20 protein-coding genes and 1 tRNA gene are annotated in these 23,968 nt (G+C 66.0%); 10 read left to right on the forward strand and 11 right to left on the reverse strand.

Translation table 11 applies throughout. From position 1 onward, the window contains the following. Window positions 1–7: 7 nt before the first annotated feature. The 5 genes from SCH01S_RS04920 to pgi are packed head-to-tail and all read right to left on the reverse strand — an operon-like array spanning window position 8 to window position 4,209. Window positions 8–298, reverse strand: coding sequence for a type II toxin-antitoxin system RelE/ParE family toxin (locus SCH01S_RS04920; RefSeq protein WP_046347673.1), 291 nt, complete (start codon window positions 296–298; stop codon window positions 8–10). Continuing rightward, window positions 295–537, reverse strand: a complete 243-nt coding sequence (locus SCH01S_RS04925; protein ID WP_046347674.1) for a type II toxin-antitoxin system ParD family antitoxin — start codon at window positions 535–537, stop codon at window positions 295–297. The genes SCH01S_RS04920 and SCH01S_RS04925 overlap by 4 nt, the downstream gene beginning before the upstream one ends. A 36-nt stretch (window positions 538–573) precedes the next feature. Next, the gene (gene gorA, locus SCH01S_RS04930) at window positions 574–1,917 is read right to left on the reverse strand and encodes a glutathione-disulfide reductase (protein ID WP_046347675.1); all 1,344 of its coding nucleotides are present in this window, start codon (window positions 1,915–1,917) and stop codon (window positions 574–576) included. Between the two features lie 13 nt (window positions 1,918–1,930). Next, window positions 1,931–2,728 carry a pepsin/retropepsin-like aspartic protease family protein gene (locus tag SCH01S_RS04935; protein ID WP_046347676.1) on the reverse strand — a complete coding sequence of 266 codons (798 nt, stop codon included), beginning with the start codon at window positions 2,726–2,728 and terminating at the stop codon, window positions 1,931–1,933. After that, window positions 2,725–4,209, reverse strand: coding sequence for a glucose-6-phosphate isomerase (gene pgi, locus SCH01S_RS04940; RefSeq protein WP_046347677.1), 1,485 nt, complete (start codon window positions 4,207–4,209; stop codon window positions 2,725–2,727). The genes SCH01S_RS04935 and pgi overlap by 4 nt, the downstream gene beginning before the upstream one ends. Window positions 4,210–4,268: 59 nt before the next feature. Here pgi and SCH01S_RS16330 point away from each other — a divergent pair, with 59 nt between their 5' ends. The 4 genes from SCH01S_RS16330 to SCH01S_RS04955 all read left to right on the forward strand — a co-directional run bounded on the left by SCH01S_RS16330 (window position 4,269) and on the right by SCH01S_RS04955 (window position 7,671). Next, the gene (locus SCH01S_RS16330; RefSeq protein ID WP_157032806.1) at window positions 4,269–4,445 is read left to right on the forward strand and encodes a hypothetical protein; all 177 of its coding nucleotides are present in this window, start codon (window positions 4,269–4,271) and stop codon (window positions 4,443–4,445) included. Window positions 4,446–4,502: 57 nt separating this feature from the next. Beyond that, window positions 4,503–6,017 (forward strand): M20/M25/M40 family metallo-hydrolase, encoded by a 1,515-nt coding sequence (locus SCH01S_RS04945; RefSeq protein WP_046347678.1) that lies wholly within the window; start codon window positions 4,503–4,505, stop codon window positions 6,015–6,017. A gap of 73 nt (window positions 6,018–6,090) precedes the next feature. Further along, window positions 6,091–6,408 (forward strand): PilZ domain-containing protein, encoded by a 318-nt coding sequence (locus tag SCH01S_RS04950; protein ID WP_046347679.1) that lies wholly within the window; start codon window positions 6,091–6,093, stop codon window positions 6,406–6,408. 33 nt (window positions 6,409–6,441) lie between these two features. Further along, on the forward strand, window positions 6,442–7,671 hold the full coding sequence (locus SCH01S_RS04955; protein ID WP_046347680.1) for an HD-GYP domain-containing protein: 1,230 nt from the start codon (window positions 6,442–6,444) through the stop codon (window positions 7,669–7,671). Here the strand turns inward: SCH01S_RS04955 and SCH01S_RS15720 are convergent. Together SCH01S_RS15720 and recG are read right to left on the reverse strand one after the other, a co-directional pair. Beyond that, entirely contained in the window at window positions 7,652–8,281 is a 630-nt protein-coding gene (locus SCH01S_RS15720; protein WP_084689397.1) for a LuxR C-terminal-related transcriptional regulator, read from the reverse strand. The genes SCH01S_RS04955 and SCH01S_RS15720 overlap by 20 nt on opposite strands. Before the next feature lie 35 nt (window positions 8,282–8,316). Continuing rightward, on the reverse strand, window positions 8,317–10,377 hold the full coding sequence (recG, locus tag SCH01S_RS04965) for an ATP-dependent DNA helicase RecG (protein WP_046347681.1): 2,061 nt from the start codon (window positions 10,375–10,377) through the stop codon (window positions 8,317–8,319). Window positions 10,378–10,450: 73 nt separating this feature from the next. Here recG and SCH01S_RS04970 point away from each other — a divergent pair, with 73 nt between their 5' ends. Continuing rightward, window positions 10,451–10,717, forward strand: a complete 267-nt coding sequence (locus SCH01S_RS04970) for an FAD assembly factor SdhE (RefSeq protein ID WP_046347682.1) — start codon at window positions 10,451–10,453, stop codon at window positions 10,715–10,717. A 3-nt stretch (window positions 10,718–10,720) separates the two neighbouring features. Beyond that, window positions 10,721–14,305, forward strand: a complete 3,585-nt coding sequence (gene mfd / locus SCH01S_RS04975) for a transcription-repair coupling factor (RefSeq protein WP_046347683.1) — start codon at window positions 10,721–10,723, stop codon at window positions 14,303–14,305. Window positions 14,306–14,397: 92 nt separating this feature from the next. Here mfd and SCH01S_RS04980 read toward each other — a convergent pair whose 3' ends face one another. Further along, the gene (locus SCH01S_RS04980) at window positions 14,398–16,410 is read right to left on the reverse strand and encodes a putative bifunctional diguanylate cyclase/phosphodiesterase (protein WP_245612160.1); all 2,013 of its coding nucleotides are present in this window, start codon (window positions 16,408–16,410) and stop codon (window positions 14,398–14,400) included. Window positions 16,411–16,500: 90 nt separating this feature from the next. On the opposite strand from SCH01S_RS04980, the gene moaA reads away from it, so the two are divergent. The 3 genes from moaA to SCH01S_RS04995 all read left to right on the forward strand — a co-directional run bounded on the left by moaA (window position 16,501) and on the right by SCH01S_RS04995 (window position 18,398). Next, on the forward strand, window positions 16,501–17,505 hold the full coding sequence (gene moaA, locus SCH01S_RS04985; protein ID WP_046347684.1) for a GTP 3',8-cyclase MoaA: 1,005 nt from the start codon (window positions 16,501–16,503) through the stop codon (window positions 17,503–17,505). Next, window positions 17,502–18,272, forward strand: coding sequence for an NAD kinase (locus tag SCH01S_RS04990; protein ID WP_046347685.1), 771 nt, complete (start codon window positions 17,502–17,504; stop codon window positions 18,270–18,272). The genes moaA and SCH01S_RS04990 overlap by 4 nt, the downstream gene beginning before the upstream one ends. 51 nt (window positions 18,273–18,323) lie before the next feature. Then, a tRNA-Asn gene (locus SCH01S_RS04995) sits at window positions 18,324–18,398 on the forward strand. Window positions 18,399–18,540: 142 nt separating this feature from the next. Here SCH01S_RS04995 and SCH01S_RS05000 read toward each other — a convergent pair. The 3 genes from SCH01S_RS05000 to SCH01S_RS05010 all read right to left on the reverse strand — a co-directional run bounded on the left by SCH01S_RS05000 (window position 18,541) and on the right by SCH01S_RS05010 (window position 21,940). Next, complete coding sequence (locus tag SCH01S_RS05000; RefSeq protein WP_046347686.1) at window positions 18,541–19,242, reverse strand: HAD family hydrolase; 702 nt, start codon at window positions 19,240–19,242, stop codon at window positions 18,541–18,543. After that, a complete protein-coding gene (locus SCH01S_RS05005) occupies window positions 19,235–20,236 on the reverse strand; it encodes a UbiA family prenyltransferase (protein WP_052733786.1) in 1,002 nt (333 codons plus the stop codon). Before SCH01S_RS05005 ends, SCH01S_RS05000 begins: the two co-directional genes overlap by 8 nt. Window positions 20,237–20,404: 168 nt before the next feature. Further along, window positions 20,405–21,940: a hypothetical protein gene (locus tag SCH01S_RS05010; RefSeq protein WP_157032807.1), complete on the reverse strand. Its 1,536-nt coding sequence runs from the start codon at window positions 21,938–21,940 to the stop codon at window positions 20,405–20,407. Between the two features lie 256 nt (window positions 21,941–22,196). Between SCH01S_RS05010 and SCH01S_RS05015 the strand changes: the two genes are divergently transcribed. After that, window positions 22,197–23,957: a methanol/ethanol family PQQ-dependent dehydrogenase gene (locus SCH01S_RS05015; RefSeq protein WP_217995415.1), complete on the forward strand. Its 1,761-nt coding sequence runs from the start codon at window positions 22,197–22,199 to the stop codon at window positions 23,955–23,957. Window positions 23,958–23,968 lie beyond the last annotated feature (11 nt).

Raw genomic sequence — 23,968 nt, forward strand, 5'->3', positions numbered from 1 at the left:
TCCGAGCCTAAAGCCAATCGTCCGGCACCGTTGCCTGGTGCAGGATACGAGCCACCGTGATTCGTTGTCCGTCGAAATCGTAGAACAGGTGATGGCTGCCAACGCTCAGGTAGCGCACCGGCGGGCGTATGCCGGGATAAAGCGGTCCCGATTCCGGATAATCCAGCAGTCGATCGAGCGCACGTTCGATGCGATTCATATACTCGTCGGCGACGGCCACGCCGAACTCTTGGATGCTGTAATGCTCGATTGCGCGAAGATCGTCGCGGGCATCGGGTAGAATCGTCAGCTGCCTCATGCCGCTATGGAGCGGGCAGCTCGAAGTTCAGCAAAGAACTCTTTGTAATCCTGCCCCTCTCCAGACGCCCTGCCCTTATCGATTTCCGCCTGCAACCAGGCGAGTTGAGCCGCGCGCTCCTCGTCGGCCCGCAGGATCTCGCGGATATAGTCGCTGGCGCTGCTGTAGCGTCCGGTGGCGACTTGGTCGTCGACCCATTTTTTTAGGCCGTCGGGCAGCGAAACGTTGATCTGGGCCATGGCGAGCACTCCTACATTTCTGCGCAATATAGCACGCTAACGCAGCAGCACCAATTCCTCCGCCATGCTCGGGTGCAGGGCGACGGTGTCGTCGAACGCCTTTTTGTTGAGGCCGGCCTTCACCGCGACAGCGGCGGCCTGAAGGATTTCGGGCGCGTCGGGGCCGATCATGTGAAGGCCGAGGATGCGGTCGGTCTCAGGCTCGCAGATCATCTTGTAGAGCGCACGCTCGTTGCGGTTGGCGAGCACGTTCTTCATCGGCCGGAAATCCGACGAATAGACCCGCACCGCGCCGTGCTTCTGCTTTGCCTGGCTTTCGGTGAGGCCAACGCCCGCGAGCGGCGGGTGGCTGAACACGGCTGAGGGAATGCAATGATAGTCGACCCGCCAGGGCTTCTGGCCGAACACGGTGTCGGCAAAGGCCTGGCCCTCGCGGATCGCGACCGGGGTCAGCTGCACGCGATTGGTGACGTCCCCTACCGCGTAGATGCTGTCGATGCTCGACTTGCTGTCCTCGTCGACCACGACGGCGCCCTTGGCGTCGAGCGTCACCCCGGCTTCCTCGAGCCCGAGGCCCTTTGTGTGCGGCACGCGGCCGGTCGCAAAGAGGATCAGGTCCACCTCGAGCGGCTCGCAGCCGTCGAACGTCACGTGAAGACGATCGTCCGCCTTCTCGATGCTCTTGAAGCGCGAGTTGAACTGGAACTTGATGCCCTTCGTCATCGAGATCTGGAGCAGTCGGTCGCGAATGCTCTCGTCATAGCCGCGCAGGATCACGTCGGTGCGGTTGACCAGAGTCACGTCGGAACCGAGCTCGTGGAAGATGCCGGCGAACTCGTTGGCGATATAGCCGCCGCCCGCGATCAGCACGCGCCGCGGCAGGCGTTCGAGGTGGAAGACTTCGTTGGAGGTGATGCCGTGCTCCGCGCCCGGCACGTCGGGGATGGCCGGCCAGGCGCCCGTCGCGATCAGGATCACGCGCGCGGTCACCTCGCGGCCGCTCGCCAGCCTGACCTTGTGCGAACCGGCGACAGTCGCGCGCTCCAGGATGATCTCGACATGATTGTTGTTGAGCGTGGTCGTGTAGGCGTGGTTCAACCGGTCGACCTCGGCAAGCACATTGTCGCGGAGCGTCGGCCAGTCAAACGCGCATTGCGGCACGTCCCAGCCGAAGCGGCGCGCGTCCGCCAGGTCCTCCGCGAAATGGGCGCCGTAGACGAGCAGCTTCTTCGGCACGCAGCCGCGGATCACGCAGGTGCCGCCCACCTTGTGCTCTTCGGCCAGCGCAACCTTCGCGCCGTGCGCAGCCGAAACACGCGCCGCGCGCACGCCGCCGGAGCCGCCGCCGATCACGAACAGGTCATAGTCGAAGTCAGCCATGTCTCGTCCTCTGTTACCGGCGCTGGAGCCAGACCGCCTTTTGCGGAAAATCGGTCACGATGCGAAAATGCCTTAGCAGCTTCACGCCGACATTGGCGTCGGCGGCGTTGGGCTGTTCGTCGATCGCGGCGCGAACGTTACGAAAGGTGACGCCTGCCAGCCGCAACGATCGCAGGATGACGATCTTGCGCTTCACCGCTCCGCCGATCCCGCCGCCTTCTTCATGGGCCTGCGCACGATCGAGCAGCCCCAATCGCGCTGCATAATTCTTCCCGATCAGCACGTCGGAGCCGTTGCCCAGATCGAATTCCGCCCTGACGGGCCGATGGCCTTCGACGGAAATCGGGATGGTTTCGTTGCCGTGAAAGCTCTGGAGCGGCAGCTTCACGCCGCTTGGCTCGGCGCGATCGGCAACGGCGTGGATCGTGCCGCCGTCGATATCGATCGCGAGCCGCGTCGCGTCGAACAGGTCGCGGCCGACAATCGCGTCGAGCTTGCGGCCGAACAGGCGCGCGCCGACATCGTCCAGATCCATGACGGCAAGGGTGGCATCCGGCACCGCGACGCCGATGGCGTCGATCCGGACACCTTTCACCAGCCGCGCCTTGGCCGCCCCTGCGCCCGACCCGCGCGCATCGACGTTCCGGCCCCCGTCGACCCTGGCGTGCGCGGCGAATTCGTCGTCGAGCAATGAAACTTCCGCCGCCGAATCGAGCACGGCCTCGGTCTGGACGCCGTTGATCCGCGCAGGAATGTAGAGCCGGTCGCCGCGCACGGTCAGCGCCGCGGCGGCCGCAAGCAATGCTATCATCCGAATGCCCGTGCGATCAGGGCCTGGGTGGACGGATCGAACCCCTCCGTCCCTTCCTGCTCGATCGACTTCGCGATCTGCTTGCCAAGCTCGACCCCGAACTGATCGAACGGATTGATGCCGAGCAAGACGGCGTTGGCGAAGGTCCGGTGCTCGTAGAACGCGATCAGCGCGCCGAGACTCGCCGGATCGACGGCGTCGAGCAGGATCGTCGACGACGGCCGATCACCCGGATAGGCCCGCTGCGGATCGTCACTGGTCTTGCCCGCCATCAGCGCCGCGCCTTGGGCGAAGCAGTTGGTCAGCAACGCCTGGTGATGCGCTTCGTCCTGGTGATGTCCGGCCTCGACAGCGGCGACGAACTCGACCGGCACCAGCCGCGTGCCCTGGTGAAGCAGCTGGAATACCGCGTGCTGCGCGTCGGTGCCGACGCCGCCCCAGGTGATCGGCGCGGTCGGCCAGGCGATCGCCTCGCCCGCCGGGGTCACGCGCTTGCCGTTCGATTCCATCTCGAGTTGCTGAAGATACGACGGCAGCAGCCGCAGCCGCTCGTCATAGGCGAAGACCGCGCGCGTCTCGCAGTCGCGGAGCTGCGTGTAATAGAGATCGGCAAAGGCAGCGAGCACAGGCGCGTTGCGCGCCGGCTCGGCGAAGCGGAAGTGCCGGTCCATTTCCGCCGCCCCTTCGAGCAGGCTTTCGAAGGCGTCCCAGCCGAGCCCCAGCGCGACCGGGAAGCCGATCGACGACCACAGCGAATAACGGCCGCCGACGCTCTCGGCGAACGGCAGGATGCGGGTTTCGTCGACGCCCCATTCCATCGCCTTGTCGGGTGAGGCGGTGAGCGCAATTACGCGCCCATAGGGGTCTTCGACCCCCGCCTGCGCCATCCAGGCGAGCGCGCTGGCCGCATTCAGCATCGTCTCGCTGGTCGTGAACGTCTTGGAGGCGATCACCAGCAAAGTCGCGTTCGGGTCGAACCGGCGGGTCGCCTCCTCGAGCGCGGCACCGTCGACGTTCGAGACAATCGCGACGTCATAACGCCCCGTATCGCGGCCGAGCGCGTCGATCAGCAGGTCCGGCCCCAGCGCCGATCCGCCGATCCCGATGTGCAGCACATGCCGAATATCGCCGAGCGCACCGGCCTCGATCGCGTCGATCAGCGCGCGCATCCGGTTGTGGAAGGCGCGCGCGCGGGCGACGCTTTCGGGGGCGCCTTCGCCCCGCTCGGCCGTGTGTTCGGCGGGGCGGCCTTCGCTGGTGTTGACGACCTTGCCCGCGAACAGCGCATCGCGCGCGGCAGTGAGTCCGCGCTCATCCGCCAGCTGCGCGAAGTCGCCGACCAGTTGCGCGGTCAGATGAGTCTTCGACCAATCGAAATAGATGCCGGCAGCTTCGAGCGTCAGCTGCTGGAGCCGGTCCGGGTCCGCGAAAAGCTGCGTGAGCGTGTGCGGCTCGCGCGCGGTCGGCCAGGTCATCCCCATGAACAATCTCCTCGCCCGCGGCTTCTAGACAGGAGCGACGTTCATGCAAGGAGGCTCAAATGGCCAAGGAAAACGACCCCGACATCATCATCGGACGGGAGGACGCTGAAGTCGACCCGGACAAGCGGCCGCCGGATGCGAACCCGCACGGCCATCCACTGCCCGCTGCTGGCAATGCGCGGCACGGCACGATCCCCGAGCATCTGGAAAAGGACCGCGGCCACGGCGACAACTGAACGGCTGGACGCAGGCGAACCCTGGACTTAGCCTCCCCTCAAACAAGGAGGGGCAGGATGAGCGACTTGAATCGGCGGGCAGTGTTGCAGGGCGCGGCAGCGGGGGCGGCGTTGCTGTCGCCCGCATCGGCGCTGGCGCAATCGGGCGACGAGAAGGCGTTCCGCGCCGCGGTCGAGAAGGGGCATGACGCGGCGATCACGCGGCTGCAGGACTGGATCGCCCTCCCCTCTATCGCGGCCGAAAACCGCGACATGCAGAAGGGTGCCGAATATATGGCGGCGCTGGCGAAGGACGCCGGCTTCCAGACCGCCGAGATCGTCCAGACCTCCGGCCATCCGGGAGTCTTCGCCACCCTGGATGCCGGGGCGCCGAAGACGATCGGCCTGTATTTCATGTATGACGTCAAGCAGTTCGATCCCGCCGAATGGAGCTCGCCGCCGCTCGAGGCGCGGATCGTCGACAAGCCGGGGATGGGACGCGCGATCGTCGGGCGCGGCGCGACCAACCAGAAGGGGCCGGAAGCGACCTTCCTGGCCGCATTGCACGCGATCCGCGCCGCCGGGCGCAAGCTGCCGGTCAACCTGGTCCTGGTCGCCGAGGGCGAGGAAGAGATCGGATCGCCCCATTTTCACGAAATCGTGCGCAGGCCCGATATCGCGGCGCGGCTGAAGCAGACGCCATGCGTGTTCATGCCGTTCAACAGCCAGGGACCGGACGGCGAAGTCACGGTCAATCTGGGCGCGAAAGGCGTCATCGAGTGCGAGCTGGTCGCGAGCGGCGACGCGTGGGGGCGTGGACCGGCAAAGGACGTGCATTCGTCGCTGAAGGCGATGATCGACAGCCCGGTCTGGCGGCTGGTCGAGGCGATGAAGACGCTCGTCTCCCCTGACGGCAACACCGTCGTGATCGACGGCTGGGACGAGCATGTCCGCCCGCTGAGCGCGCGCGAAAAGGCGCTGATCGCGGCCGATGCGCGCGCGTCGAGCGAAGCGGACATGATGAAGGCGCTGGGCGTCAAGCATTGGATCGGCGACCTGGAATGGCTCGCCGCGAACGAGCGGCTTGTCGCCGCGCCGACCGCGAACATCGAAGGGCTGGTGGCCGGCTATACCGGGCCCGGCGGCAAGACGATCCTGCCGCACAAGGGCGTTGCCAAAATGGATTTCCGGCTGGTGCCGAACCAGACCCGCGACGATTGCGTCGCGAAGCTGAAGGCGCATCTGGCCAAGCGTGGCTTCGGCGACATCCAGGTGAACGTCTCCGGCGGCTATGATCCCACCGAGACGGCCGAGGACAGCCCGCTGATCCGCACCACGCTCGCGACCTATCAAAAGCTCGGCATCACGCCGACACTGAACCCGCGGCTGGCCGGATCCTGGCCGGGCTATGTCTTCACAGGCGCGCCGATCAGCCTGCCCGCCGGCCATTTCGGCCTGGGCCACGGCAGCGGCGCCCATGCGCCCGACGAATATTACCTGATCGAGCCGACGAATCCCAAGATCGCCGGATTCGATCAGGCCGTGATGAGCTATATCGATTTCCTCTACTCTCTCGCCGCTTCAAAGGCTTAGGCCGGGGCGGCAGGGTTTCGTTAAGCCTGTCTCTGGGCGGCCGGTTAACCCTTGGCGAGATACAAGCATCGCCATGTTCGCCGCCCGAGTTCAGCCCGAAAGACGCCAGAGCGAGCGTGACGAGGTCTTTTACCGCACCCGCGCGAGCGCGGTGGGGCTCGGCAGCTTTTCGGCACAGGTCGTCAATATCTCCGCCAACGGCTTCATGGCGCGTACCGAGGCCGAGGTCGCGATCGGGCAGACCCTGTCGATCCGGCTGCCGGTGATCGGCGAAGTGAAGGCCGAGGTGCGCTGGTCGCTCGGCGGCCGCATCGGCTGCCAGTTCGTACGGATGATCGACCTCGCCTCCTATCTCGAGCTGCTGGGCACCTTGCTCAAGGAAGCGCGCTAGCGTTCGCGCCATGTCTATCGGGGGAGGTCCGTCATGGCACTGAGACGCATCGCGCCGGAGCAGGTCCAGCTCGGGATGTATATCCAGGGCTTTGACGGCTCGTGGCTTGATCACCCGTTCTGGCGCACCCGTTTCGTGCTCGACAAGGAGCGTGACCTGATCCGGGTCCATGAAAGTGCGGTGGACGCGGTGATCATCGACGATGCGCTGGGGATCGCGCCGGAGCCGCCGCCGGCGATCCAGCGCGAACCGAGCGCGTGGCAATCCCCTGCGCGCCCGGCCGCACCGGCATGGCGTCCGGCTGCCGCGCCGGCGGCGGCCCAGCCGCAAAGCTTTGCGAGCAGCTATGCCCGCGCCGGCCGGGTGTTCGGCAAGTCGAAGCGAGTCATCAGCGCCGTGTATTCGGACGTGCGGCTCGGCAAGGCGATCAAGACCGAGAAATTGATGCCGATGGTCGACGAGATCACCAGCTCGATCGACGAGAATCCCCGCGCCTTCATTAGCATCGCCCAGCTGAAGAGCGGTCACGAATACACGTACATGCATTCGGTCGCGGTCTGCGCGCTGATGATCAACCTCGCCCGCGAATTGCGCTTCAGCGAGGCGGCGGTGCGCGACGCCGGCATGGCCGGGCTGCTGCACGACATCGGCAAGGCGCTGATGCCGGTCGAGATCCTCGACAAGCCGGGCGAGCTGACCGAGGAAGAATTCGAGATCATGAAGACGCACCCGATGCGCGGGCACGAACTGCTCGCGAAGAGCAGCGGCGTCTCTCACAACGCGCTCGAAGTCTGCCTGCGCCACCACGAGCGGTTCGACGGCCAAGGGTATCCGGACGGCCTGGAAGGCGATCGGCTGAGCCTGTTCGCGCGCATGTCGGCGCTGTGCGACGTGTATGACGCGGTCACGTCCGAACGCGCCTACAAGCGCCCCTGGACCCCGACCGAATCGGTCGCCCGGATGCGCGAATGGACCGGGCATTTCGACCCCGAGATGTTCGAGATCTTCATCCGCAGCGTCGGCATCTACCCGATCGGCGCGCTGGTGCGGCTGAAGTCCGGCCGCGTCGCGATCGTGACCGGTGAGAATCGCGAGGACCCGACCCGGCCGCCGCTGGCCTCCGTGCCGGATGCGCTGCACCCCGAGAGCGAACGGCTCGATTCCGCAGTGGAAGAGATCGTCTGCATGGAAAGCGCCGAAGGACTGAGTCTCGAAGGCTGGGAGTCTCAGCGCACCAAGCTGATCAGGCGCTTCCGTTCCTGACCTGAGACATCAGCGCCAGCGGCCGGCCTTCATTGTCGTTGAAGAAGGCCATCCATTCCTCGGTCCCATCCTCGTGCCGATGCACCAGATGCGGCGCGTTCAGGAACGTGACTCCGGCGCTTTCGAGCGCGGCGTGGCTGTGGCGGATATCGTCGACCCTGAAATAGAGGATCGATTCGCCGTCGGCGGGTTGGTCGGTCTGCGACAGGAACAGCCGCACGCCGCCGCAGTCGAAGAAGGCGAGATCGCCGAACGAGTAGAGGTGTTTGAGGCCCAGCACCTCGCCATACCATGTCTGGGCGGCGGCTATGTCGCGCACCTGGCGGGAAATCTGTCCGATCGGTCCCATAGCGAACTCCTGTTGCAGGTCGTTGGATTGGCAAGCGAGCGCGGCGCCGCGGCGGATGCCGGTCCAGTGGCGCAGCTCCATCCGGCTCGGCAGACCGAGTTTCACGAGAATGTTGGCGACGTGGAATTTGACCGCGTCCGTGCTGGTGCCCATCCGCGCCGCGATCGCCGGATTGGTGAGCCCGTGGCGGACGAACTCCACCACCCGCCATTCGCCGGGTGTAAGAACGTCGTCGTGCGGGGGGCGGCCTCGCTGCGTCATGGGAGCAAGGCTAGCCGAGTCGGCAGCGATTTACCCTACCCGCTCCGCAGCAGGTTCACGCCCGCATCGCGTTCGAACAAATAAAGCGCCAGACGCGCTGCCTGGCCGCGTTCGCCTTCGAGGCCGCCGTCGCGATCGACCAACAGGCGCGCGTCCTGCGAAGCAATCGGAAGCAGTTCGTTCAGTAGTTCGGGCGTCGCGAGGCGGAAGACGTGCTCGCCCGACTGGCGCGTACCGAGGATCTCGCCCGGCCCGCGGAGCCGCAGGTCCTCCTCGGCGATGCGGAAGCCGTCGTTCGTTTCCCGCATCAGCGCCAAGCGCGAGCGCGCCGTTTCGCTGAGCGCACCGGAGCGGAGCAGCAGGCACACCGACTTGCCCTCCCCGCGTCCGACGCGCCCGCGCAACTGGTGGAGCTGGGCGAGGCCGAACCGGTCGGCATGCTCGATGATCATCAGAGTCGCGTTCGGCACGTCGACGCCGACTTCGATCACCGTTGTCGCGACCAGCACCGACAGCCGTCCGCTGGCGAACGCCGCCATGACGGCGTCCTTCTCCGGCCCCTTCATCCGGCCGTGGACCAGCCCGATCTTGTCGCCGAAGCGCAGTTTGAGCGCCGTCGCCCGCTCCTCGGCGGCGGCGAGGTCGCTCTTCTCGCTCTCCTCGACCAGCGGGCACACCCAATAGGCCTGCCCGCCCGCCGCGATGTGCCGCCCGAGCCCCTCAGCCACTTCGGGCAGCCGTTCGTCGGAGATTACGCGCGTCTCGATCGGTTGGCGGCCCGGCGGCATCTCGTCCAGCCGGCTGACGTCCATCTCGCCATATTGGGTGAGCGTCAGCGTGCGCGGGATCGGCGTTGCGGTCATCACCAGCAGGTGCGGCGGCCGCTCCGCCTTCTGGCTCAGCATCAGCCGCTGCGACACGCCAAAGCGATGCTGTTCGTCAACGACCGCAAGGCCCAGGCGCTTATAGTTCACACTCTGCTGGAAGATCGCGTGCGTACCGACCAGAATGTCGATCGAGCCGTCGGCGAGGCCCATCAGCGTCGAATCGCGCGCGCGTCCCTTCTCGCGCCCGGTCAGGATCGCGACGTTGACCGGCAGGCCGGCGAGCATGCGGCTCAATGACTCGAAATGCTGACGGGCGAGGATTTCGGTCGGCGCGAGCAGCGCCCCCTGCGCCTCCGCCTCGACGGCGACCAGCAGCGACATTAGCGCCACCAAGGTCTTGCCGGAGCCGACATCGCCCTGAAGCAGCCGCAGCATCGGTGATTGCTGCGCCATGTCGCCCTCAACCTCCGCGATGGCGCGCCGTTGTGCCCCGGTCGGCGTGTAGGGCAGCTTGAGCTGGTCGCGCAGCCGCCCGTCGCCTTGTAGCGGCTGGCCGCGGCGTTTTCGCGTGGACGCGCGCACCAGCATTAGCGCGAGCTGGTTCGCGAACACCTCGTCATAGGCGAGTCGCGCGCGCGACGCGGCATCGGCCGGATCGGCATGTACCGAGGCGAGCGCGGCGCGCCACGGCTGCCACCCGCGCTGCTGCAGCACGCTCGGCTCGATCCACTCCGGCAGCTCCGGCGCGCGGGCGATCGACTGTTCGGCAAGCTGGTGAAGCCGGCGCGAGGTCAGGCCTTCGGACAAGGGATAGACCGGCTCGCGTGCAGCCGGCAGCTCCTCGTCCGGCTTCAACACCAAATCCGGGTGGACGATCTGCAGTTCCTGGCCGTAGCTTTCCAGCTTGCCCGACACGATCCGCTGCTCACCCAAGGGGAACAGCTTGCGGGCCCAACCGGGATTGCCGCCGAAATAGATCAGGCTGACATAGTCGCCGCCCGCATCGGTCGCGTGGACGCGAAAGGGGCCGCGTCCGCTGCCCGATTGGCGGTAGTCGACGGCCGTCAGCGGGATCGTGATTGTCCGCCCGACATCGCCCATGTCCAACCGCTCGACGCGCTTGCGATCGATCCAGCCGGTCGGCAGGTGAAAGGCAACGTCGATCGCGCGGGCGAGGCCAAGGCGCTCGAGCGGCTTCTTCAGGCCCGGCCCGATTCCCTTCAGCGCCTCCACTTCGGCGAACAGCGGATTGAGGATTTCGGGTCGCATGCCTAAGTGCCGTGTCTAACCACATTGCCGGAGCGCCCGCCAGCGCTGTCCGGCCGCTTTGCATTGGAGTTTTATGGATCGAGACGCCCGCCTGAAACGCCTGCGCTTCCGCGCCTGGCATCGCGGCACCAAGGAAGCGGACCTGCTGGTCGGCGGATTTTTCGACGCGCACGCGAGCGGCTGGAACGATGAGCAGATCGGCTGGTTCGAGGCGCTGATGGAAGAACAGGACGTCGATATCATGGCCTGGGCGATCGGCACCGCGCGGGTGCCGGAGCGGTGGCAGGGCGAAATGATGGAAGCCCTTAAGCGCCTCAACTACATTCCGATTGCCCGCTGACGCATGCCTGACCTGAAGAAAATTTTGTCGGCTGCCCAGCCGCTCACCCTCGCCTCTGCGCCCGCGGGCTTCCTTCCCTGGCTGATGGCGGATCTGGCGCGTGCGTCCCCCAAGCGCGCCGTATTCATCGCGTCGGACGAGGCGGCGATGCGGGCGCTGGTCGATGCGACGGGCTATTTCGCGCCCGAGCTGGAAGTGCTCAGCTTCCCGGCCTGGGACGTGCTGCCCTATGACCGCGCATCGCCCAGCTTGCGCATCCAGTCCGAACGGCTCGGCACGCTGCACCGGTTGCAGCAGAAACCCGGCGCCGCGCAGTTGGTCGTAACCACCGCCAATGCAGCGATCCAGCGCACGCTGACGCCGTTCCGCATCCGCCAGCTCGTCGCAAGGCTCACGCCCGGCGAGCGGATCGACCGCGACCAGCTCGCGGCGAAGCTCAACGCCAACGGCTATCAACGGGTCGATACGGTGGCCGAGGCCGGCGAGTTCGCGATCCGCGGCGGCCTGATCGACTTGTTCCCGACCGGCGAGGAATACGCGCTCCGCCTCGACTTCTTCGGCGACGAGATCGAGAGCGTCCGCCAGTTCGATCCCGCCGACCAGCGCACGATCGGCCGCATCGACGGCTTCACGCTGATGCCCGCCTCCGAAGCCTTGCTGGACGAGGACAGCATCAAGCGTTTCCGCAGCCGCTATCGCGAGGCGTTCGGGGCGACGGCGACTGGCGATCCGCTCTACGAGGCCATTTCCGATGGCCGCCGCCTCGCCGGCATGGAGCATTGGCTGCCGCTGTTCGAAGACAAGCTCGGCACGCTGTTCGATCATCTCGGCGATGACGCGGTGGTGGTGCGCGATTTCGGCTCCAGCGCCGCAGCGGACCAGCGCTTCGAGGCGATCGACGATTATTACGCCAACCGCCAGAAGGCGATGGTCGCCCAACCGGGCGGCTACCGGCCGATCGAGCCCCATGCCCTGTACCTGAGCGCCGATGAATGGCGCGAGGCGATCGAGACGCAGCCGGTGCACCTCGCCACGCCATTTGCGGCGCCTGAGAGCGAAAAGAGCCTCGACTTCGCGGTCGAAGGCGCGCGCGATTTCGCGCCGGAGCGAGCGCAGAACGCGAACGTCTACGAAGCCGTCGTCAAGCACGCGGGCAAGCTGAAGAAGGGCGGCCACAAGGTCATCCTCGCCAGCTATTCGACCGGCGCGCGCGAGCGGCTGGGGAATCTGCTCGCCGATCACGGGCTTACTGACGCGCGCCATGCCGCAAGCTGGCAGGAGGCACTGGGCATCGCCGCCAATCCTCCCCGGAACGGGGAGGGGGATCAGCCGAAGGCTGGTGGAGGGGGCCCGGACACCCGCTCTGAGACCGGGGCCCCCTCCACCACCGCTTCGCGGCGGTCCCCCTCCCCGTTCCGGGGAGGATCAATCGCGCTGATCGTGCTCCCGCTCGATCACGGCTTCACCACGCCCGACGTCGCCTTGCTGACTGAGCAGGACATGCTCGGCGACCGTCTTGTCCGCAGGCGCAAGCGCCGCAAGCAGGCCGACGCGTTCCTGAACGAACTGGCGACGCTCAGCCCCGGCGATTTCGTCGTGCACGTCGATCACGGCATCGGCCGCTACGACGGGCTGACCCAGGTCCCCGTCGCCAAGACACCCCACGATTGCGTCGCCGTTACCTATGCCGGCGGCGACAAGCTCTACGTGCCGGTCGAAAATCTCGAAGTCCTCTCCCGCTACGGTGCGGAAAGCGACGGCGTGACGCTCGACAAGCTTGGCGGCGAGGCGTGGCAGCGCCGCAAGGCGGCGATGAAGGAGCGCATCCGAGAGATCGCGCACGAGCTGATCCGCACCGCCGCCGAACGCGCGCTCCGCCCCGCCGAAATCGCCGAAGCCGAATCGAGCAGCTATCCCGCCTTCGCCGACCGCTTCCCCTACGAGGAAACCGACGATCAGGACCGGGCAATCGACGATGTGCTCGGCGACCTCTCCGCCGGCAAGCCGATGGACCGCCTAGTCTGCGGCGATGTCGGCTTCGGCAAGACCGAAGTCGCGCTCCGCGCTGCCTTCGTGGCGGCTATGGCCGGCATGCAAGTGGCGCTCGTCTGCCCGACCACTCTCCTCGCGCGCCAGCATTTCAACACCTTCTGCGAGCGGTTTCAGGGCTTCCCGCTGAACATCGGACGCCTCTCCCGCCTCGTCCCGCCTAAGGAAGCGAGGGAGACGAAGCAGGGGCTGGCCGAAGGCAAGATCGACATCGTTATCGGCACGCACGCCATCCTGGCGAAGGGCATCGAGTTCAAGCGCCTCGGCCTCGTCATCGTCGACGAGGAACAGCGGTTCGGCGTCACGCATAAGGAGCGGCTGAAGGCACTGAAGACCGACGTCCACCAGCTGACGCTGACCGCAACGCCGATCCCGCGCACGTTGCAGATGGCGATGTCGGGCCTGCGCGAGCTATCGGTAATCCAGACCCCGCCGGTCGACCGGCTGGCAGTGCGCACCTACGTGATGCCCTGGGACCCGGTGGTGCTGCGCGAGGCATTGCTGCGCGAACACTATCGCGGCGGCCAAAGCTATTTCGTCACGCCGCGCATCGCGGACCTGCCCGACATCGAGGAGTTCCTGCGCGAGGAAGTGCCGGAGGTCCGCTATGTCGTTGCCCACGGTCAGATGGCACCGACCGAGGTGGAGGAGCGCATGTCGGCCTTTTACGACAAGCGCTACGATGTGCTGCTTTCCACCACGATCGTCGAAAGCGGCCTCGATATCCCGAGCGCGAATACGTTGATCGTGCACCGCGGCGATCGCTTCGGTCTTGCCCAGCTCTACCAGCTGCGCGGTCGCGTCGGGCGGGGCAAGATCAGGGCCTATGCCTATCTGACCACGCCCGCCGACACCTCGATCACCGACACCGCAGAGAAGCGGCTGAAGATCCTCTCGGACCTCGACAGCCTTGGTGCCGGCTTCCAGCTCGCCAGCCACGATCTCGACATTCGCGGCGCCGGCAATCTGCTGGGCGACGAGCAGTCCGGGCATATCAAGGAAGTCGGGTTCGAACTCTATCAGTCGATGCTGGAAGAGGCGATCCTGGAGGCCAAGGCCGGCGGGCGTCGCGACGAGCTAAAGCGCGACGAATTCTCGCCAACCATCACCGTCGACGTGCCGGTCATGATTCCCGAGGATTATGTCCCCGATCTCGACCTGCGCATGGGCCTTTATCGCCGCATCAACGAGCTGGATTCGGCCGAGCAGATCGAGGGCTTCGCCGCCGAGCTGATCGACCGCTTCGGCAAGCTGCCATCCGCGACCGAGAACCTGATCCGGCTGATCGAGATCAAGCTGAACGCGAAAGCGGCCTGCGTAGCAAAAATTGAGACCGGCCCGCGCGGCGCCGTCGTCACGTTCCACAACGACACGCCGCCCGACGTGCCCGCGCTGCTCGGCTATGTGCAGAAGATCGGCGCGTCGGCGAAGCTGCGCCCGGATTCGAAGCTGGTGATCAGCCGCGACTGGACCAACCCGAAACAGCGGCTGAACGGCGCGCTGCAATTGTCGCGAGGATTGGCGAAGCTAGCGGCTTAGAGCCCCTCCCCTTCAGGGGAGGGGTTGGGGTGGGGCCTGTGCCCTCCGGAAAGCCTGGAGTTTTGCTCGGCCTATCGGCCGAACCCCACCCATTACCCCTCCCCTGAAGGGGAGGGGCTGGCTAATCCGACCAGCCCCTCCACACTCACAGGCCCCGAGCACAGAAATCCCTGGTACAGCGTGCAGCCCTCAGCCGCGAGCAAGGCCAGTTGCTCCTCCGTCTCCACGCCTTCCGCGATCACACCGAGGCCAAGCGCGCGGGCCATATCGATGACGCTGCGCACCACCACGCGGTCGCGCGCGGAGCCGGCGATGTCCTGACTGAGCCGCCGGTCGAGCTTCAGATAATCGAGCGGCAGTGCCTTCAGATAGGCGAGGCTCGAATAGCCGGTGCCGAAATCGTCGACGGCTGCCCGGCACCCGCCCTGACGCAGCTGCGCGAGCGCGCCCGCGGCGGCGCCCAGATCGTCGATCAGGCCTTCCTCGGTCACTTCGGCAGTCACGCGGTCGCGCGCGAAGCCGCTCGCGTCGATCCGGGCAAGCATGGCTTCGGCAAAGCCAGGCTGGGCCAGGTCTGCGGCGGTGACGTTGATCGACATTCGAAGGCTCGCGAGCTCCGCAGGCCACGCCGCAGCCGCTTCGAGCGCGCAGCGCTGGACCAGTTCGGACAAGGGCAGGACGAGCTGCGCCCGCTCCGCGGCCCCGAACAGCGCCTCGGCGCCCAGTTCGCCGAAGACCGGGTGCCGCCAGCGCGCGAGCGCCTCGACGCCATCGATGCCGCCGTCAGCGATGCGCACCTGGGGCTGGAACAGGATTTCGATCTGGCCGGCTGCCATCGCTTCGCGCAGATCGCCGGCCAATCGCTGCGCCCGTTCGGCCGCCTCCCCTGCCCCCGCATCGAGCAGGCGGATCGCACTGCCGCTCGCCTCACGCGCCTCGGCCAGGGCGGCGCTCGCCCGGCGGAGCAGCGCGCCCGCATCCTCGTTGCTGGCGATCGCACCGCCAATATCGGCGCCCAGCAGCACGGCATGGGGCGCCATCGCGATGCGACGCTCGATGGCGGCCGCGATCCGGTCTGCGACGTCGCCGAGTTCCGCAGCCGCGGCGCCGGGCAGCCCGACCATGAACTCCGTCCCGGCAAGCCGCGCGATCCATGCCTGCGCGTTCACTTCGCGGGCCGCACCCTCGATCCGGCGCGCGGCGGCCTGGAGCAGCGCATCGCCGCCGCCCCGGCCATAGGCGCTGTTGATCATCGGCAGCCGGCTGAGCCCGACCAGCAGCACGCCCGGGATCGTGTGGCCGGCCAACTGCGACGCAAGCCAGCGCCGCGCCGCGGTCCCGTCGGGAAGGCCGGTCAGCGGGTCGCGATGCAGAGGCAGCACCGCATCCTTGTCCAGCGGTTCGAGCAATCCGCTCACATCGCCGTCGCCCATCGTCAGATGATGCGCGACGCGCACGCCGCCGGGCAGCAAATGCGAGAAAGCGGTCGAGCCATAGCCCGCCTTAAGCCTTCGCCGGGCCGCGCGGGCTGCACGCCGGTCGCTCGCGCCGAGCAGCCGGTAGGCACTTCGGACGCTCAGCCGTTCCTCGTCAATCCCATAGCGCTGGCGCAGCGATGCGCTGAGCGTCAGGCCCTCCGCGCCGAAGCTCCAGCGCATTGCCTCCGCCTGCCTCAGTGCCGGGCGGCTGATCGCCCCGCCGCCGAGCCGGCGGGCATAGCGCGCGGCGAAGCGCAGCGCCTGCAACAGCTCGGCCTCGCCGAACGGACTGGCCAGATAATGCGTGCCCCCGGCAGCATAGACCTCGCCCAGCCGCGCGACGTCACCCCGCGACAGGAGCACGAGCAGCGCTGCCGCATTCGCCTCGGCGGGGTCGGCAAGCGATCGGATCGCGCCGATCGCCTCGTCAAAGGCGCCGCGCCCGTCGACGATCGCGAGCCCTGCCCCGCTGTCGATGAAGCGCCGTTCCACGCCGCCCGCGCGCCGCGCCGCGATCGCCCGCCAGCCGGCCCGGCTCGCCGCATCCAGCAGCTCGTCGCGATGCCGGAACGACAGGATGAACAGGGAAGCCCCTTCTCCCGGCGGTCCGGCGGCATGATCGTTCAAGAAGCGCTCCCCTTTTGGGCCATTCTAGCGGCCTGAGCGTTTTCGCCAATGGCTTGCCGCGCCGGACGTCGCCCCATAAGCTCACTGACCATGATCGCCGCCGATCCTGCCCTGGCCCCTTCGCTGGTCGACAGTTTCGGCCGGCGGGTCAGCTATCTGCGCGTGTCGGTCACCGATCGCTGCGATTTCCGCTGCCGCTATTGCATGGCGGAGGCGATGAGCTTCCTGCCCCGGCGCGAGCTGCTGACGCTCGAGGAACTGGCGCTGATCGTCGACCGCTTCGTCGATCGCGGCGTCACCAAGGTACGCCTGACCGGCGGTGAGCCGCTGGTGCGCCGCGGCCTGCCCGAGCTGGCACGGCGGATCGGCCGGCGAATCGGCTACGGCCTCGACGAGCTGACGCTGACCACGAACGGCGCGCGGCTGGCCGAAGCGGCGGGATCGCTCGTCGATGCGGGCATCCGGCGCATCAATGTCAGCCTCGACACGCTCGACCGCGATCGATTCGCCTATATCGCGCGGCGCGACGCCTTCCACGAGGTGCTGGCCGGCATCGCTGCTGCCAAGGCCGCGGGGCTGGCGATCAAGATCAACATGGTCGCGCTGAACGGCCTGAACGACGATGCTTTCGTCCCGATGGCGGAATGGTGCGGCGCGCAGGGCTTCGACCTGTCGATCATCGAGACGATGCCGCTGGGCCGGATCGACGAGGACCGCACCGATCGCTTCCTGCCGCTGACGTTCGTGCGCGACCGGCTGGCGCGGCGCTTCGCCTTGGCGCCATCGGACCACAGCACCGGCGGCCCGTCGCGCTACGTCTTTGTCGAGGAGCTCGGCATCCATATCGGCTTCATTTCGCCGCTGACCCATAATTTCTGCGCGACCTGCAATCGCGTGCGACTGACGGCTGAGGGCAAGCTCTATCTCTGCCTCGGCCAATCCGACTGCGTCGACCTGAAAGCGGCGCTCCGCGAAAACGGCCCCGCAGCGCTCGATGCTGCGCTCGATGAGGCGATGCGGATCAAGCCCAAGGCACATGATTTCCGGATCGATCGCCCGGCCGTCTCCCGTCACATGAGCGTCACCGGCGGATGACGCTCAAGCGCGCGCTGGTCACGTCGACGGCGGATGTCGCCCTCGAAGCCGAGGGCGAGTTGCGCCGGCGCTACGAATGGGTGGCGCTAGAAGACGCCGATATCGTCGTGGCCTTGGGCGGCGACGGGTTCATGCTGCAGACGCTGCACGCGATGCTTGAGCAGCGGCGGATCTGCCCGGTGTACGGAATGAACCGCGGGACGGTCGGCTTTCTGATGAACGACTGGGGCATGGACCGGCTCGACGAGCGGCTTGCCCGCGCCAAGCGGTTCGAGGTGTCGCCGCTCCGCATGGACACCGTCACCGTCGCAGGCGAACGGTCGACCCTGCCCGCCATCAACGAAGTGTCGCTGCTGCGCGAAACCCGCCAGACCGCCAAGCTGGAAGTAACGGTCGGCCGCCGCATCGTGCTCGACGAATTGGTCTGCGACGGCGTGCTGGTCGCGACGCCCGCGGGCTCGACCGCCTACAACCTGTCGGCGAACGGCCCGATCCTGCCGCTCGGCTCGGCGCTGCACGCGCTCACGCCGATCAGCCCGTTCCGGCCGCGCCGCTGGCGGGGCGCGATCCTGCCCGACAGCGCGACGGTTCGGTTCCGCGTGCTCGAGCCCGTCAAGCGCCCGGTCAGCGCCGTCGCCGATCAGCGCGAAGTCCGCGACGTCGCCACCGTCGAAGTGGCGATCGACCGCAGCCAGACGCTCTGCCTGATGTTCGATCCCGAACACGCGCTCGATGACCGCATTACGATGGAACAGTTCATCGCCTGACCCGCTTGCAATGGCCGAAAGGCTTGCTATAGGCCCGGCCTCGCTCGGCATTCCCCGGTAGCTCAGCGGTAGAGCATCCGACTGTTAATCGGACGGCCGCCTGTTCGAATCAGGCCCGGGGAGCCAGCGAGTGTCATCTAAGGTACTGAGAAGCGGTAGCTGACGAACCAAGCGGCGCCGTTAGGCCTCACTCCCAGCTCGCTCTGACGACCGCGAGCGACGACATCGTGTCGCCCTTGGCAGTCCCGATAAGCCGTCGTTCCGCCTATTACGCGCCGGCCATAACCGGCGTTGCATCCAGCGCATCGAATACAGGGTCGTCGAACCTGGCGAACGTGCGCCAGCCGGACAGGCGCTGCTCGGATCGAAGCAGGCAATGTGCGCCGCTGCGACGCGCCGCTTCGCCGTCGCGCTCCGCACGGTCGCCGATCAGCACTGTCTGATGCGGTTTGGCGCCTGCCAACGCCATCAGCCGCTCCAGGCCGCGGGGGTGCGGCTTGAGCATGCCTACCTCGCCGGCGCTGACAATGTGATCGGCCCGAAGCGCCAGCGCTTCAAGCTTGGCGGCGGCTGGATAGTCAGACAGGATGCCAATCGCCCGGCCCGATGTGCGTACGCGTTCGAAAAGCCGCTCGACGCCTGCGTAGCGGCAGGCCGCGAGCTGGCCCAACGGGCGCTCCTCGATCCATTCGGCTACAATCCGCTTGACCGAGTTTTCGCTGAGGCGGTGACGTCGAGCCACTTCGGCGACCAGGGCTATCTCGAACGCCTCTGTCTCCGCCTTCCCCAGCGTTTCGCGGTGTTGGCGGTAACTCTTCAGTACGGCCAGTGTTCGTCGGTCGAAGCGGGTGAGGCTGTGCAGCAATAGCCGAGCGCCCATGCGCAGCCGGAGCGAACGCTGCGCGTAGAGCGTTCCGTCAACGTCGAAGGCGACCAGTTTGATCGGGCGCCAATCAAACGGCTCAATCACCCCGGCTGATCGCGATGAACTGCTGAGAAGTCAGCCCGTCCAGGCTGGGCACGTCAATGAAGGTGAACACGGCGAACAGCATGCTGACGAACGCCACCATCACCAGCAGCCCGCTCTCCCTGAAAAGCCGCTCCGGCTTTTGGGCCGTCGATCCGGGACCCATCGAAAGTGCGAGATATTTTCCGAACAGCAGGATGATTGCCGGCAGGACGAGCAGATATTCGATCCGGTATTTGACGAGGAACACGCCGAGGAACGCCGAGCTCAGCATCGCGTAAATCAGAACCGATGTCGTCAGGCTGATCTCGGTGTAGCCCGAGAAACTTTTCCGATAGCGCGCAAGCAGATCTTTGCCGTGAGAGGCGACGATCTCGCGATATTCGGACAGCCGCTTGGCCCCCATCAGAAAGGCTCCGCCGAACCAATAGGCAAGGATGATCGAGGATGGCGGCAATGTGCTCGGGTCGAGCATCGCCCACCCGATCATCAGCCGAAATGGGTTGTTCACTGCCTCTGACAACACGTCCAGATAAGGCACATCTTTGGTACGGATCGGGCGAACATTATAGAAGATGCCCTGGCTCGCGAACAACAGCGCAATGATGAGCATCGTCAGCGAAGCAGCCCAGGCGGCGCAGAGGCCGATTGCCAGCAAAGCAAGCCATTCGGCAAACACCAGCGTGCCCGACATGGTTCGCTGCACCGCAGACCGAGCCGACTTTGTCGGGTGGTGCTTGTCCGATTCCCGGTCGAGATATTCGTTTATGGCGTAATTGGCCGATGCGATCGTGACCGCGACGACCAAACCAAGAACCGCCATTGAGACGACGCTCTCGGATCGCACGCCGCGAAGCAGCAGCGCGAGCAGGACGCCTGGCACGATGAAGACGTGCTTCGTGACGTGATCGAGACGCGCGATCGATACATAATCGGGCCAATTGGCGCGGTTTAATGCATCCGAAGATGCAAGTGAAATTCCAAGCGCTTGTGTCACACTATTCCCCCCGTTGCCGTCAGAAACCGGTCTGATCCGATCCCCGCAGCCAATTACTAATCGGTCGCTTTCACTCCATTCGCAACAGTTTTAGAGAACGCTGGAGGATGCGAGCTCATCCACGCAATGAGTTTTCAACACGTCCGGATCAACGGCCCGGCCTTCGGGCTACGGTGCTTTCGCCAACTTGCGGGCCGCCAAAAGCTGCGCGACGGCGAGGAACACGAACAGAAGGCTCACACGGGCCTGGAAGCGCCCCAAAGGAGAGGCCAGCAAACCGCAAACGATGGCGTTTGCCAAAATACCGCCGACGCAGAGCAGGACGAAGCGGCCGGTGCTTTGGTGACAGTTGATCAGATCACGACGCCTGGCCCAAAGTGCCACGAACAGCAAGGCTGCCCCGGCGAAGCCCCCGATGGACTGCACCCTGTCAAACGCGGCGAACAGATCCGGCCGTCGAACGGATCTGGTCTGTTCGATCTGCGCCATGACATTGCTGTTAAAGAGCAACCGGAGCGTCGGGATGTGCCGGTCAGGCGCAATCTCGGCCAGGTCGACAACGCCTATCTGGCGTACGCCGTCCCATAGAAACGCGCTTCCGATCTGAAGCGGGTTTGCGCGAAGCGCATCCAGGAATACACGTCCCTGTTCTTCGCTCAGCCGGTCTCTGATTGGTTGTGGCGAGGCAAAGAACACGCCTCCCCGCTCCTTCGTTGCGAACAGAAAATCGATCCAGTTGCCTTGGCTCAGGGCAGGCAGATGGTGGCACAGCTCGTACCCCGCCTGCGGGCATGCCTGAACCAGGAACTTCTCGCCCTCCGGCATGTCGGCCAGATGGGCGGAAAGGAAGGGTAGTCGCATCAACGGGCGCCCGGTCTGTGCTTTGGCGATTGAGCCAAGTAAAACCAGTCCTGCCAATCCGACCACTACCGGAAGGACGACTGCGGAGAGTCTGATACCGAGAACCGGTTCACGCCGGAACAGCGCCACCGACACGCCGGCCACGGCCATAGCGAGCGCGACAGGAATGTGACTGTCGTGGCTGACCGCCGCCAGACAAGCGATTGCGCATAGCAGCACGCGATCCAGCAGGCTCAGCTTCCCCCATCTCAAAATCAGGAGTGCCATCGACAGGATGAGGGCCGGCGCCAGGATGTCGGGCGTCAGAAAGGCGACATACACGCCCGCGCTCGTGAGCGTGGATAGCGACGCCGCCGTGGCATAGTATCGCCAGTCGAAACCAAGCCCGAAGCCGCGAGACCAAGCGAGGGCGAGCACGATCCCGAGCAGCAGGGCTTGAGCCGCCATGATGCCTGTGAACCCGGCGACGGAGTACGTAAGGAAGGCCAGGATTCCCCAATAAGGGGATCGGCCAGCCAACAATGGCGACGCGCCTTCACCCTTTCCGCCTGGAGCCGAGCTCCCGCCGCTCGACGGGTGCTCGGGCGACGCGCTGAAATCTCGGCTGAAGTCGTTGTGAAAAAGCGCTGGCGCAGCTCTGGACAGCAAGTTCGCCGGCCGGCTCAGATAATCGTGCGTGTCCGGGTAGAAGATCGGGCCCTTATTCCAGACGGCAAACAGCAGGAGAAGGAGCGCTGTAAGGGCGCCATGCAGGTAGGCGCTTTGGCGAGCTCTTCGCTGCGGAACGGGTCCGCCAGACATCACTCCAATGGCGGCGTCAGCTCCCCGGTTGCGCTCGACCATGCCCCCCTCCCCCCGCAGTGCCGGACCGGCCAAGGTAACCGGCCCAGCCTCTCGATCGTCCTTCCGCTGCAAGTCGTGATCTAAGAGGTCAGACCGGATCAGGACGGATCGGGAGCCTCTCTCGATTCTGCCGCAAATTCAAACCCTGTTCTCATTGGTACGCAAGCGGAACTTTGCTCGACGTTAAAAGTTGACCGCCTGAACAAACAATCGGCCGCTCGAGCCGGTGTCGGGAGGAATGCGGGTGCGCTGGCAGATGCGGGCGTTCGTCTTGGCGGTGTCGGCGGCGGTTCCGATCGCGCAGGCATGCGCTCAGCCGAATGCGAATGACGACGGGCAATGGACGATGCCCGCGCACGATTATGCGAGCACGCGGTTCAGCCGGCTCGATCAGATCAATCGCGACAATGTCGGCCGGCTGAAGCTGTCCTTCACCTTCTCGACCGGCATCGTGAAAGGGCACGAGGCGGCGCCGCTGGTGGTGGGATCGACGATGTACATCGTCACCCCTTACCCGAATTACATCTACGCGCTGGACCTCAGCCAGGACGGCGCGCCGCTCAAATGGAAATACGACCCGAAGGTCGCCGCCGCCGCGCAGGGGGTCGCCTGCTGCGACGTGGTGAACCGCGGCGCCTTCTATTCGAACGGCAAGCTGTTCTTCAACACGCTCGACAACCAGACGATCGCCGTCGACGCGGCAACGGGCGCCGAGGTCTGGCGCACCAAGCTCGACGACATCAATAAGGGCGCGACCATGACGATGGCGCCCTTGGTCGCCGACGGAAAGGTGCTGGTCGGCAGCTCCGGCGGCGAAATGGGTGTGCGTGGCTGGCTGGCGGCCCTGGATGAAGGTTCCGGGAAGATCGCCTGGCGCGCCTATTCCACAGGTCCGGACAAGGACGTGCTGATCGGCCCCAGCTTCAAACCATTCTATGCCACGGACCGGGGCACAGACCTGGGCGTCAAGACCTGGCCGCCCGAGGCGTGGAAGATCGGCGGCGGCAATGTCTGGGGCTGGATCAGCTACGATCCCGATCTGAAGCTGGTCTATTACGGCACCGGCAACCCTGGTCCATGGAATCCGGACCAGCGCCCCGGCGACAACAAGTGGACGACGGGCATCTTCGCGCGCGACGTGACGACCGGCCAGGCACGCTGGTATTATCAGTTCAGCCCCCATGACCTGTTCGACCATGACGGGATCAACGAGCAGATCCTGATCACGATGAAGATCAACGGCAAGCCGCGCAAAGTGCTGCTCCGGGCCGAGCGCAACGGCTTTTTCTACGTGATGGACCGCGTGACGGGCCAGGTGATCGCGGCCGATCCGTATGGCAACCTGAATGCGGCGCTGGGCGTCGATCTAAAGACCGGGCGGCTGATTCCCAACCCGGACAAGGAAACCAAGCAGGGGAAGGTGGTGCGCGGCATCTGCCCCGCCTCGCCGGGCATGAAGGACTGGAACCCGATGGCGTTCAGCCCCCGCACCGGGCTCGTCTACATCCCGCACCTCAACCTTTGCATGGACTATGGCGCGATGGAGGCGAACTATATCGCCGGCACGCCCTATGTCGGCGCGGATGTGAAGATGTACGCCGGGCCCGGCGGCAACCGCGGCGTCTTCACCGCTTGGGATCCGGGTGCCCGCAAGGCGCGCTGGGAGATCAAGGAAGACCTGCCGCTGTGGAGCGGCGCGCTGGTCACGGCCGGCGACGTGGTCTTCTACGGAACCATGGACGGCTGGTTCAAGGCGCTGGACGCGGTCAGCGGCAAGCTGCTGTGGCAGTTCAAGGCCGGCTCCGGGATCATCGGCCAGCCGATCAGCTATCGGGCTCCCGACGGCAAGCAGCATATCGCGGTGCTGGCCGGCGTCGGCGGCTGGGCGGGCGCGGTGGTCGCGGGCGGCCTCGACCCGCGCGATCCGACCGCCGCGCTCGGTTTCGCCGCCGCGACGCAGGACCTGCCGGGCAAGACCACGGGCGGAGGCATGCTGTATGACTTCGTTCTGCCATAGCTTAATCCTCC

Source organism: Sphingomonas changbaiensis NBRC 104936, from assembly GCF_000974765.1.
Classification (GTDB): Bacteria; Pseudomonadota; Alphaproteobacteria; order Sphingomonadales; family Sphingomonadaceae; genus Sphingomonas_B; species Sphingomonas_B changbaiensis.

Coding starts and splice junctions, on each gene's coding strand:
- SCH01S_RS04920 (WP_046347673.1), bottom strand. CDS start 298: ATGAGGCAGCTGACGATTCTACCCGATGCCCGCGACGATCTTCGCGCA.
- SCH01S_RS04925 (WP_046347674.1), bottom strand. CDS start 537: ATGGCCCAGATCAACGTTTCGCTGCCCGACGGCCTAAAAAAATGGGTC.
- gorA (WP_046347675.1), bottom strand. CDS start 1,917: ATGGCTGACTTCGACTATGACCTGTTCGTGATCGGCGGCGGCTCCGGC.
- SCH01S_RS04935 (WP_046347676.1), bottom strand. CDS start 2,728: ATGATAGCATTGCTTGCGGCCGCCGCGGCGCTGACCGTGCGCGGCGAC.
- pgi (WP_046347677.1), bottom strand. CDS start 4,209: ATGGGGATGACCTGGCCGACCGCGCGCGAGCCGCACACGCTCACGCAG.
- SCH01S_RS16330 (WP_157032806.1), top strand. CDS start 4,269: ATGGCCAAGGAAAACGACCCCGACATCATCATCGGACGGGAGGACGCT.
- SCH01S_RS04945 (WP_046347678.1), top strand. CDS start 4,503: ATGAGCGACTTGAATCGGCGGGCAGTGTTGCAGGGCGCGGCAGCGGGG.
- SCH01S_RS04950 (WP_046347679.1), top strand. CDS start 6,091: ATGTTCGCCGCCCGAGTTCAGCCCGAAAGACGCCAGAGCGAGCGTGAC.
- SCH01S_RS04955 (WP_046347680.1), top strand. CDS start 6,442: ATGGCACTGAGACGCATCGCGCCGGAGCAGGTCCAGCTCGGGATGTAT.
- SCH01S_RS15720 (WP_084689397.1), bottom strand. CDS start 8,281: ATGACGCAGCGAGGCCGCCCCCCGCACGACGACGTTCTTACACCCGGC.
- recG (WP_046347681.1), bottom strand. CDS start 10,377: ATGCGACCCGAAATCCTCAATCCGCTGTTCGCCGAAGTGGAGGCGCTG.
- SCH01S_RS04970 (WP_046347682.1), top strand. CDS start 10,451: ATGGATCGAGACGCCCGCCTGAAACGCCTGCGCTTCCGCGCCTGGCAT.
- mfd (WP_046347683.1), top strand. CDS start 10,721: ATGCCTGACCTGAAGAAAATTTTGTCGGCTGCCCAGCCGCTCACCCTC.
- moaA (WP_046347684.1), top strand. CDS start 16,501: ATGATCGCCGCCGATCCTGCCCTGGCCCCTTCGCTGGTCGACAGTTTC.
- SCH01S_RS04990 (WP_046347685.1), top strand. CDS start 17,502: ATGACGCTCAAGCGCGCGCTGGTCACGTCGACGGCGGATGTCGCCCTC.
- SCH01S_RS05010 (WP_157032807.1), bottom strand. CDS start 21,940: ATGGTCGAGCGCAACCGGGGAGCTGACGCCGCCATTGGAGTGATGTCT.
- SCH01S_RS05015 (WP_217995415.1), top strand. CDS start 22,197: ATGCGGGCGTTCGTCTTGGCGGTGTCGGCGGCGGTTCCGATCGCGCAG.